At 56.9% G+C, this 11,763-nt stretch carries 6 protein-coding genes; 4 read left to right on the top strand and 2 right to left on the bottom strand.

The window, feature by feature from the left end; translation table 11 throughout:
• Window positions 1-266: 266 nt before the first annotated feature.
• A complete protein-coding gene (locus tag PKY88_11310; GenBank protein ID HOQ05790.1) occupies window positions 267-617 on the bottom strand; it encodes a hypothetical protein in 351 nt (116 codons plus the stop codon).
• Window positions 618-771: 154 nt separating this feature from the next.
• Here PKY88_11310 and PKY88_11305 point away from each other — a divergent pair, with 154 nt between their 5' ends.
• The 3 genes from PKY88_11305 to PKY88_11295 all read left to right on the top strand — a co-directional run bounded on the left by PKY88_11305 (window position 772) and on the right by PKY88_11295 (window position 6,974).
• Window positions 772-1,710: a bile acid:sodium symporter family protein gene (locus PKY88_11305; protein ID HOQ05789.1), complete on the top strand. Its 939-nt coding sequence runs from the start codon at window positions 772-774 to the stop codon at window positions 1,708-1,710.
• Between the two features lie 304 nt (window positions 1,711-2,014).
• Window positions 2,015-4,714 carry a response regulator gene (locus PKY88_11300; protein HOQ05788.1) on the top strand — a complete coding sequence of 900 codons (2,700 nt, stop codon included), beginning with the start codon at window positions 2,015-2,017 and terminating at the stop codon, window positions 4,712-4,714.
• Window positions 4,715-4,730: 16 nt separating this feature from the next.
• A complete protein-coding gene (locus PKY88_11295) occupies window positions 4,731-6,974 on the top strand; it encodes an ATP-binding protein (protein HOQ05787.1) in 2,244 nt (747 codons plus the stop codon).
• Window positions 6,975-7,004: 30 nt separating this feature from the next.
• Here the strand turns inward: PKY88_11295 and PKY88_11290 are convergent, their stop codons facing one another.
• Window positions 7,005-9,893, bottom strand: coding sequence for a glycoside hydrolase family 2 TIM barrel-domain containing protein (locus PKY88_11290; GenBank protein HOQ05786.1), 2,889 nt, complete (start codon window positions 9,891-9,893; stop codon window positions 7,005-7,007).
• Window positions 9,894-10,041: 148 nt separating this feature from the next.
• On the opposite strand from PKY88_11290, the gene PKY88_11285 reads away from it, so the two are divergent.
• Window positions 10,042-11,760, top strand: coding sequence for a hypothetical protein (locus PKY88_11285; GenBank protein HOQ05785.1), 1,719 nt, complete (start codon window positions 10,042-10,044; stop codon window positions 11,758-11,760).
• Window positions 11,761-11,763: the final 3 nt, after the last annotated feature.

Raw genomic sequence — 11,763 nt, 5'->3', positions numbered from 1 at the left:
CTTGCATTTTTCCCCTGATGAATAAGGGATTGAAACTCCAAAATCATACACGTTCTCCTGCTTTCATAATTTCTTTTTCTTGCATTTTTCCCCTGATGAATAAGGGATTGAAACTGTTCGTGTTATCCTCCTGAACATGACGAAGCGGAACTCGGAGACCTTGCATTTTTCCCCTGATGAATAAGGGATTGAAACCTGGCCGGCGGACAGCATCCAGACGCCAGTGCCCAGCATCCAGTCGCCAGTTATCAGTCATCAGTGGACAGTTATCCTGTAAATTCGTTTGTTTTTTTTGAATCTGTGAAATCTGCGCAATCTATGGTTAATTGTTTCGGATTTCTCCGTTTGCTGGAAGCTTCGGTGGGCAAGGCGCAGGAAGGATAAAAAAGATAAGGCTGGATTCCCGCCTGTGCGGGAATGACAGGAATCTGCGGCGGGAATGACAAGTGCAGGCCAAAATCTCTTTTGTCAAATGGCGGAGAATCTGTGCGAGAAAAATAGCCGCGGGCGCAAGCCCGGGGAAAGAAAAGGCACGCCGCCTTCCTGCTCTTTCTCCTCGCCCTTGCGCGCGGGGCTATCTGACGGCGGACAGCATCCAGTCGCCAGTTATCAGTCATCGGTTATCTTTGTAAATTCGTCTGCTTTTTTTGAATCTGTGAAATCCGTGTAATCCGTGGTTAAAAAATCTCTTTTTTGTTCAATCTGTGGTTAACACCTCGTTTTCATCCGCTGGACAGAGCCCCTTTGCGGCGGTAGGATATTCGGGGTCTGATGAGCGGATGGATGCACAAAATTGTGGGGGTTTATACCCGCTTGTTTGCGGTGTGGGTGGTTCTGTTCGGGGTGCTGGCGTATTTTTTCCCGCAGCCGCTGCAGATTGACAAGCGGTACAACATGCTCTTTTTCGGCCTCACGATGTTCGGGATCGGGGCGGTTCTGGAGCCGTCGGATTTTCGCCGGATTGCCGCCCGCCCGGGGCTGGTGCTGCTGGGCACAATTGCCCAGTTTACCTTGATGCCGCTGGGGTCGTTTGCGCTGGCCAGGCTTCTTCGGCTGCCGCCGGAACTGGCGGTCGGACTGATTATCGCCGGCTGTGCGCCCGGGGCGATGTCCAGCAACGTCATCAGTTATATTGCCGGAGCTGATACGGCGTATTCGGTCTCGCTGACGACGGTTTCGACGCTGCTGTGTCCGGTGGTGACGCCGGCACTGACGAAATGGCTGGCGGGGGCGATTCTGCCGGTGTCTTTTTGGGCGATGGTGCTGGATATTGTCTGGATGGTGGTGGTGCCGCTGGCGGCCGGATTTGCCGTGCGGTCTTTTTTCGGGGCGTTTGTGGAGAAAATCAAAGAGGTCTTTCCGGCCCTTTCAGTGACATTTATCATTTTCATTTGTTCGTATGTGATTGCCAACAATCATCAGCGTCTGCTGCAGGTGACCGGTCCGGCGCTGGCGGCGGTGTGTTTGCTGAATCTGTGGGGCCTGACGAGCGGCTATCAGACGGGGCGGCTGTTCGGGCTGCCTGCGGCGCAGCGGCGGACGCTGTGCATCGAAATCGGGATGCAGAACGCCGGACTGGGCACGGCGCTGGCGCTGAATCAGTTCGGTCCGCAGGCGGCGGTGCCGACGGCCTTCTTTGTGTTTGTCTGCATTATCTCGGCGGCGGTTCTGGTGGAATTCTGGAAAAACAGGCCGGCTCAGACTCCTTAGGGGGTACTCTTCGGCGGACGGATTATCAGACCTTTTTTCCGGCCGAAAATATTTTTGGGCTCCGTATTTTTCCTGAAGATGCCGCTCTTGTCGGCGTGTGTTTCTTTCAAACCCCTTTTTTACAGACGTTTTCCCGAAGGTTATCGGACTGTTTGAGGGCGTTTTTTTTTCTTAAAAGGGGTGTGAAGGCGCAAAAAACCCTGCTGAATCCGGGTAGAAAACCCTCCGAAATAAAAACAGCCCGCCGAACCAAGACGGAAGAATCCGCCTGCCGGAAAGCAGGTCCGACGAAGGAAAGTTGCAAATGGCGAAATGGAATCTTAAAAATCGGCTGTCCGGCCGAATGCCGGGGAGGATGTTTTGGTTTGCGGCCGCAGTGATTTTGCTGATTAGTATTGTGGGAATCTGCGGCATCTGGAATGCCAATATTCAGATGCTTCGGTACCTGACAATCCGGCAGGCGCAGTCCGGCTCTCCGCACACGGCCGCACTGCTGAAGGAATTCGGCGAAGACATTCATCTGAATATTCTGCTCCAGGCCCTCCTGTTTCTACTGGTGGAATTCGGCCTGGTGATTTGTTTTTTGTTTATGGCCCGCCAGCGGCGTCTGAAACAGCGTCTGGAAGACCTGTCGGCGGGTCTGCAGGGGATTGTGGATTCGAAAGGCCGTCTGAATCTGACCCCCATCGGGTTTGAGGGGACGGATGAAGCGGCCGCTCTGGCCCGCGGCATCAATAACCTTCTGGAGAAAATCCGTCCGTCCTATCAGACGCTTGAAGAAACGCTGACCCGTCAGAATCGGGTCCTTGAGGAGATTCGGGACCGGCGCCAGCAGGAAATCCAGCGCCGCCGCCAGGCCGAAAAAGACCTGATGCTGCGTCAGTTTATTGTGGACCATGCCGGTGAGGCGGTCTATCTGGTTGAACCGGACGGCAGACTTGCGGATGTCAACGAAGTGGCCTGCCGCTGGCTCGGCTACAGCCGGGCGGAACTTCTGGGGATGAAGATTTCCCAGATTGACCCTCATTTTCCGTCGGAGATCTGGCCGAAGCACTGGGATACCGTCCGCCGGCAGAAACAAATGCTGATTGAAACGGAACACCGGCGCAAGGACGGCACATGTTTTCCGGTGGAAATCGCTCTGACGCACTTCGAATGTGAAGGCAAAGAATATCATTGTGCATTTGCCCGCGACCTGACCAGGCGGAAACAGGAAGAGCAGATGCGGATTCAGGAGGCGGAAACCGTTCAGGCCCAGCAGCAGGCCCTGCTGCAGCTGGCCACGATGCCGGCGTTTATCAATGGGGATGTGGAAGCCGTAGCCCGGTATCTGACGGAGGCCGGAGCGCGGCTCCTGAAGGTCCGGCGATGCAGCTTCTGGCTGTATGAGGAGCGGGAAAATCACCTCCGCTGTCAGGACCTCTATGATGCCCAGACAGGCGAACACAGCAGCGGTTTTATTGTTAAGGGCGAAACATGTCCGGATTACCTGAGGGCCCTGCAGTCCGGACGAGTCATTGATGCGGATGATGCCTGGAGAGACCCGCGAACGCAGGATTTGCTGGGCACTTATCTTCGTCCGCTGGGCGTGGTTTCCCTGCTGGATGCCACCGTTCGATTTTCCGGAAAGTTTATCGGTGTGTTCTGTTCGGAAAGCGTGGAAACCCGTCGGCTCTGGAATGACCTGGAAATCCGGTTCGCTGCTGAACTGGCCGACCAGATTTCTCTGGTTTTGCTGAACCGTTCCTACCGTCAGTCGGAGCGGCAGGCCCGTCAGGAGGCCCGCTCGGCCGTATCCGCCAATCATGCCAAGAGCAACTTTCTGGCCAGCATGAGCCGTGAAATCCGCACGCCGATGAACGCCATTCTCGGTTTTGTGGACCTGCTGGCGCAGGAGCCGCTGGGCGAGGAACAGATGAATTATGTCAAGGTCATTCAGAACAGCGCGTCTAACCTTCTGTCGCTGCTGAATGACATTATTGATTTTTCCAAAATCGAAGCGGGCAGGATGAAGGTGGAGATTACCGACTGCCATCTGCCGGGTCTGCTGGAGGATTTGGATTCTCTGATGCGTCCGCAGGCCAGCCGGAAAAATCTGGATTTTCAGATTCTCCAGTGTCAGGAACTGCCGGAAAAAATTCAGACCGACCCCATCCGGCTGCGGCAGTGTCTGCTGAATCTGCTCAGCAATGCCGTTAAATATACGGAGAAGGGCCATGTGTATCTGAATGTGTCCCGGCTGGAGGAGGACAATGCCTCCTGGATACAGTTTGCTGTGGAGGATACGGGCATTGGGATTCCGCCGGAGCTGCATTCGTCAATTTTTGATGCGTATGTCCAGGTGGAAAAGCATTCCTCCCACGCCGGAAAGGGAGCGGGTCTGGGGCTGGCTATCACGCGTCATCTGGTTTCGATGCTTGGCGGCCGTCTGCGGCTGACCAGCACGCCGGGGGTCGGCTCGGTGTTTACGCTGTTTTTGCCGCTTACGCCTTCCTCCAAGGAAGGCCCCCTGTGGAATAAGTATGATGCCCCCTGTTCCGTGCCGGCTCTGCCTGCCGGTGAGGAAGAGCGTCTGTCCGGTCAGGTTCTGGTGGTGGAGGATAACCCGTCCAACCAGATTCTCATCTCGATGCTGCTGAAGAAACTGGGTCTGGAGGTTACGCTGGCCAATGACGGACTGGAAGGGGTTCAGGAGGCTCGCCGGCAGAAATATGATGTGATTTTGATGGATATGCAGATGCCGCGGATGAACGGATATGACGCCACACAGACCCTTCGTTCGGAAGGGTGTATGACGCCGATTGTGGCGGTGACCGCCAATGCGATGAAAGGGGATGAGGAAAAGTGTCTTCAGGCGGGCTGCGATGCCTATCTGAGCAAGCCCATCGACCGGAAGAAGCTGACCCAGATTCTCCGCCGGTATCTGGGGACCTCCGGAAAAGCTGAACTGCCTGTCGTCACCGCCGCGGAAGCAGGACCGCCCGAGTCTCCTGCGAAATCCTGAAGAGAAGGCAAGGTCTGTGACTGCGGAATCGTCAAGACAATCTGAGCCGTTGAATCTTTCGATGTTCTGGCAGGAGCCGGGAATCTGGCTGACCGGCCTGGCGGGTTTGGTTTTTTCCGTCTTTTTGTTTTTCGGTTCGCTGGCATCGGTGGAGCGGGCGGCCGTCCGGGATTTCTCGAGGAGGGCCGAATCGGCGGCCAATGAATTTCACAAAGTGATTGACGGTGTGTTTTTTGACCTCGGCTCTCTGGAGCGTTTTATTGAATGTTCGGAGGAAGTGACGGCACAGGAATTCCGGGATTTCACCCAGCCGATGCTTGCCAACTCGCCGGTTCTTCTTTCTATCAGCTGGATAGAGCCGAACAGGTCGGAAGCGGCGGGGCGGTCTCCAGAGGGATACCGTCTCCGCTTTGGAGAGCCGTCTGTAAGGCCTGCTCAGGAGCAGGATTTCTTCGTGCAGCCGAACCCGCAGGTTCTTCGTCGGGCGCAAAACAGCAGCAAACCCGCCGTGGACTATCCGGATCTGGAAACCGGACGTCCGGGGCCTTTCCGAATCGCCGTCTGTATTCCGATTCAGACCCAGGGCACGGCAGGCTCCCCTTCAGAGCGCGGCTGTCTGGTGGGCCTGATGGAAGTCGGCCGTTTCTTAAGCGCTCGGCGTACGGCCAATGACGGGTTAACCTGTGCCCTTCAGGACTGCACCTTTGGTTTGGAACCTGTCTGGATTCACGGGATTCGCCGACCGCTGCAGCCGGCGCACTGGTTTGATTCCTTCGGCATCAACATTGCCAACTTCTCCTATTCAGACACGATTCCCTGCGGCGATCATCTCTGGCGGCTTTATTGTCAGCCGAGGGCTAATTATCAGGTCGGCTTTCTTCTTCAGGTGCCGTGGATGATTCTTTCGGGCGGGCTGTTTTTGTCTTCGTTGCTGACGCTGTATTTGTGGGATTTGCACAAGCGCAACATTCGGACGGAGCAGCTGGTGGTTCTGCGGACCGCCGAGCTGGCCGAGGAAAAGAAAAAGGCGGAGGAATGGGCGAGCCGGGCTGAACAGGCCAGTCAGGCCAAAAGCTCCTTTTTGGCCAATATGAGCCATGAAATCCGCACGCCGATGAACGCCATCCTCGGGTTCGCCGAACTGCTCTGCGAAACACATCTGGATGCCTCGCAGCGGCATTTTCTGCAGCTGATTGTGGACAGCGGAAAGAATCTGCTGGCGCTGATCAACGATATTCTCGATTTTTCCAAGATTGAAGCCGGCCGGCTGACGGTGGAGAAGATTCCGTGTGTTCTGCCGGATTTGCTCTTGAGCGTTAAGGCGATGATGGAACCGGCGGCTCTGAAAAAGCATCTGGAGTTTCGAATTCTGCCGCAGGGGCCGATTCCGACGGAAATCCTGACCGATCCTCTTCGGCTGCGTCAGTGTCTGATTAATCTGCTGGGCAATGCCGTGAAGTTTACCAGTACCGGGCATGTATATCTGCGCGTGTCCGTTCAAACCGAAGGAAATCAGCCGTTTGTCTGCTTTGCCGTGGAGGACACCGGCATTGGGATTTCCCCCGAGCGTCTGGAGAAGATCTTTGAGCCCTTTGTGCAGGCGGAGGAGAGTACGACGCGTCACTACGGCGGGACAGGGCTGGGGCTGACGATTACCCGCCGGTTGACGGAATTGATGGGGGGCAGCCTGAGTGTGGAGAGCCGGGTCGGACAGGGGTCTGTCTTTCGGGTGTGTCTTCCGGCGCAAACACCTCCGAATTCAACGGCGACATTCGGCGAAGACTTGTTTCGGGAAGGGCTTCCGGAGACCAAGCCGGTTGAGTCGGAGCCGATTCGTTTTTGGGGTCATGTTTTGGTGGCGGAAGATGCCGCCGCCAGTCAGATTCTCATCTGCAAGCTGCTTGAAAAGTACGGACTGGAGGTAACAATTGCCGACAACGGCCGACGGGTGGTCGAAGAGGCCCTGAACGGTTCGTATGACCTGATTCTGATGGATATGCATATGCCCGAAATGAACGGCTATGACGCCACACGGCTCCTGCGGGAGCAGGGCTGCGTGGTGCCGATTATCGCCCTGACGGCCAGCGCCCTGAAGAGTGATGAGAGCAAATGTCTCCAGGCCGGCTGCGACGGCTACCTGACCAAGCCGATAAATCGGACTGAGCTGCTCCGAACGCTGCACAAATATCTGCTTTCCCAGCGCACGGCAGCAACATCCGCTCCGGCCGCTTCCGGTTCCCCGGAGCCTCCGCAGGCGTGAAACAGATTTCTCAAAGCGGCTTCGTACGCTTTACTGAACCTTCAGTTCTGCAACGGCCTCCTGAAGCCCGTCTGATGCGGCCTGAATCCGGACGTTTCCTGTTCGGCCTTCAAGCGTGCGGATAATCAGCATGGCTTTGCCGTAAAACAATTTGCGATAGTCCGCCTGGAAAGGCTCAAACGACATCGGATTGCCGTTTCCGACGCCGGCTATCTCTGCCGGACCCCGCACGGAGAATCGCACGAGGTTGTCCGCCAGCGGGCACAGATTGCCATCTGCATCCAGCGCTTCGACGAGGATATAGGACAAATCCTCTCCGGTTGCCGCCAGAATGGTTCGGTCCGGTGTCAGGCGCAGGCGGGCCGGGGCTCCGGCCGTGCGCATGACCGCCTCGCCGATGACGTTGCCGTCTTTGTAGGCCACGGCCTTCAGTTCGCCGGGTTCATAGACTATATCATTCCAGCGGAGGCGATAGCGGTATGTCGGCAGGTAGTAATCCGACTCGACTTCTTTTGAATAGACGCCCAGCCGCCGGATAGAGGCCCAGCAGTTGTTTCGGAAGTCCGTAAAGACTACGCGAAGATGACGCGCCTTCGCATCCACCGCAAAGAAGTGCTCCCGCGGGCCGCCGTAATGCGGGCGAGTGCTGGTTGCTTTTTCCGCAGCGGTTTTCCAATCGGTTCCGTCGGAGGAGATTTCGATTCGGCAGCCGTAATTCTTTGCTTCGCGTTCGAACTCAATCAGAACGCGGTGAATCGGCTGCTCGCTTCCCAAATCCACGGCCAGCCACTCCTCTTTAGCGGCGGAGGAGGCACACCATCGGGTTTGGCTGTCTCCATCGACGGCGTGTTCAGCCGGGTGCCCCTGTTCCGTCTGCACACTGCTGGCGGAAACCGGTTTTCCTTCCGCCAGATTGACGGGCCGTTCCGGCACCTGCCCTTTGACACGCCGGCCGAGAGATTTTCCGTTCAGGAACAGTTCGGCACTGTCGCCGTTGGTATAAACAAACACCGGCACATTTTTGCCGATGCGGTCGGGCCAGTTCCAGTGCGGCAGGATATGCACGGTTGTTGCTTCGGGCCGCCAGTAACTTCGGTACAGGTAATAGCGGTCTTTCGGGATGCCGCACAGGTCCACAATCCCGAAGTACGAGCTGCGTGCCTCCTCATCGAAGGGGGTCGGTTCACCCAGATAGTCAAAGCCCGTCCAGACCATCTCGCCGGCCACAAAACTGTCCCGCTCCATCAGGGCGAACTCCCGGTCCGGGATATCCGACCAGGGCGCTGCGTTCAAATCATAGGAATCCACCTGCAGGGCTGAAGAATAGTCTGTTTTGGTGGTCGGCAGCGGCAGCTCATAAAAGCCGCGTGTGCTCAGGGCTGAGGCCGACTCGCTGTACACAATCGGTTTGTGCGGATAACGCTCCCGGAAGATAGAGTACCGCCGGTCGTAGTTCCAGCCGACCAGGTCGAGGGCATCCAGAATCGGCTCATTGGCGGTTTCCGGAATGCAGTCGGCTATCCCAACCGGGCGGGTTGTGTCGTATTTCAAAACAAAGTCACGCATCATTTTGACGCGCGGGCCGGATTTGCCCTCGCGCGTGCCCGGCAGATTTCCGATTTCGTTGCCGATGGACCAGACGACCACGCAGGGATGATTGCGGTCGCGCATGACGAAATTGCGAATCTGCTTGTGTCCGTATTCCTCCAGCGGCGGCTGACCGTCCACCCGTCCGGCCTTGTCATCCCATTTGTCAAAGCACTCGTCCCAGACGATAAATCCCATCCGGTCGCACAGCTCCAGCAGTTCCGGGGCGGGCGGGTTGTGGCTGGTTCGAACGGCGTTGACGCCGATGTCCCGCATGATTTCCAGCTGCCGCTCCATCGCCCGGCGGTAAAACGCCGCTCCCAGCGGGCCGTGGTCGTGATGGAGATTGACACCGTGTATCTGGACGCGCCGTCCGTTCAGATGGAACCCGTCGTCGGCGGTAAACTCAAAGGTGCGGATGCCGAAGGAGATGGTTTCTGCATCCAGCAGTTTGTCCCGAGTCTGGATGCTCACCTGAGCTGTGTACAGGTTCGGGCTGGTGATATCCCAGCGGACCGGATTGAGTACCTGGAGGGATTGAGAGATTTCCTGCTGACTGTCTGCCGGCAGGACAATCTCCTGCATTCCCTGAGCGGCGGTATTCCCCTTCGGGTCCCGTATCACCACTTGCAGCGTTGCCGGCTGCGGGGTTCCGAGATGATTTTCCAGCACGGTCTGGATATTCACGGCCGCCTGATGATCGGCGACTTGCGGTGTGGTGATAAACGTGGCCCAGTGTCCGATGTGCACCGGATTGCAGACGGTCATCGTCACCTTGCGGTAAATGCCGGCGCCGGGATACCAGCGGGTGCCCTGATTGCGGGTGTCCACGCGGACGGCTACCAGATTTTTCTGCCCGAATTTCACATAGGGTGTGGCATCGATGCGGAAGGACATATAGCCGTAGTCCCATTCGCCCGCCAACTGCCCGTTGACATAGACCTTGGGGAAGGCCATCACGCCGTCAAAGTCCAGATAGACCCGTCGGCCCTGCCAGTGGGCGGGAAGCTCGAAGGTCTTGCGGTACCAGCCGACCCCCTTCCACGGCAGCTTGCCGGCATAGCCGTGCTCCTCGGGATTGAACGGGCCTCGGATGGCCCAGTCGTGCGGCAGCCGAACCGCCTCCCATTTGCTGTCGTCAAAATCCGTTTGAGCTGCCTGGGCCGGCTGTTCGCCTTTGCAGAACCGCCAGCCGCTGTTGAAATTCCGTACAATACGCCCCTGCTCTTCTGTCATACGCTTGCCTCGCTGAATGCCGGCGCTTTGCCGTCCGCAGGAACTGCTCAGAAGGACCGCCCCGGCCAGAATCATTACGGAAAGGGTCGATTTCATCGGATTCTCCTTATCAAAATATCCTGACTGCCGACGGGTCCATACTATACCGGCAAATCCCGTCAAGGCAAGAAAGAATCTCTTTGGGTCCTTGCTGTAGGGCTTCTGCGGGGATACAATAAGGGAATTACAGGGAATAGGGTTGAAGATGAACGCTCGAGAGCTTGAAAAATACAGTTCCGCCCTGACGCTGTCGGATATGGAGTGTTTTGTGTATCCGGAGCTGATGGTTTCACTGGTGCTGGCGAATCTGATGAGCCCGCTGATTTGGCGCTGGCGGGAGGAAGAGTGTTTCGTCAAACTGGGGAACAAAAATCCCTGGCGGCGGCTGATGCGTCTGCGCCAGTATATTATGGATGAGTTTGAATTCAACCTCGACCTGAACACCTGGGGCCTGACGAGCAAGGATGTGGAGCTGAACCGTTTTAAGGATGTCATTTCGCCGGAGGATATCGCCCGCTCCAACGCCCTGTTCGGCTACACCGGCGACAAATACTATTTTGATGTGGATATCCGCCGGCATTTCGGCCTGGACAAATACGACGGCGACGTGATCCCCTACTGGAAGACCGAGACGGTGGAGGCGATGGCCGCCTTCCGCCGCAAGGAGGGCTACCAGACCGGCGCCGGCGAGTGCGTATCCCTGTCGGCCCTGTATGCCGCGGCGGCCTTTATCGTCTGCGGCATCCCGCTGGAGGATATCTTTCTGATTCTGACCCCCCTGCATTCGCAGAACTTTATCGATATTCAGGACGGGGTCATCACGAACAACCGCCGGCTGGTAACCAAAGCGATGTGGTTTAACGGTACGGAGATTTCCAACAAGGCCCAGCGGGCGCTGCGCAACGAGCAGGTGACCGTCGTCGGCCACGCAACCGGCTGTATTCACTGCTTTTATGACAAGGCCACGATTGACCCGCAGCAGTATCAGCGTCTTCAGCGGCTGCTTCGGGAGTACCTGGACGCCCCGCTTACGCAGCTGAATTTCGCCAATTTTCTCCGCTCGCAGAAGCCCTATCAGCCGTATTTCCAGTTCTGCCGGCACCGCCGGGGCGAGCGGATGTTCGTCAAATCTGAGGTCCTGTTCGGCTATGAGCACGGCAGCCGGTATCGGATTCTCGATGCGACCTTTGACAAACTGCTCGAGGAGGTCGAAGAGGAGGATTTCAGCCCCTATCCCATTGAAGGCCGCCTGTGCTGCGAGCAGCTGGCCCGTTTTATCGAGGCCGAACAAATCGATATTAAGAATCCGGACGACCGGTTCAAACTGGCGCGGTTTTTGTCGCCGTTTGTGCCGGAGGCCGAAAAACTGGTAGAGGAATTAAGGCAGTTTTTGCATATCGATCCGCGCCTGCCGTCCCCGGAAAAACAGTATGAGCCCGCCGAGCCGATTCGGATATCGCCGGATTTTTCGCGGGAGCAGATTATTGACTATCTGGAATCGATTCGCTCCAAGAGCCCGACAGCCGATTTGGCGTTTTATGCCTATCGGGATATGACGCGCTGCCGCTGGGAGCCGTACATCAAGGCGGCTCTGGAGCGCTCGCCGGTATCTATTGAACAGGCGGCAGCTCGGTCGGATGAGCAGGTGTATGAGTTTCTGCGTGGGATGTCCAATGAGTCGATTTATGACGGTCCGCGGCTGGCTCAGCCCGACGAAGTGGCCAACTTCAAGACCGGTGACGGCATCGAAAAGGCCTTTTATCTGGCCAACATTCTTCGGAAGCGTCATCCGCAGCGGACCATGATGCTGGACATCGACGGCCCGACGGTTTGTCTGCGTGCCGACCGGGATTATGTGTTTGAGTCCGTCAAGGGCCTGCACAAACGTATCCGTCTGGAACCCGACGCGTATTTTGCTGACTGACTC

This window comes from Anaerohalosphaeraceae bacterium, from assembly GCA_035378985.1.
Classification (GTDB): domain Bacteria; phylum Planctomycetota; class Phycisphaerae; order Sedimentisphaerales; family Anaerohalosphaeraceae; genus JAHDQI01.
The sequence above is the reverse complement of the archived record's forward strand: the minus strand, read 5'-3'. Positions and strand labels throughout refer to the sequence as shown.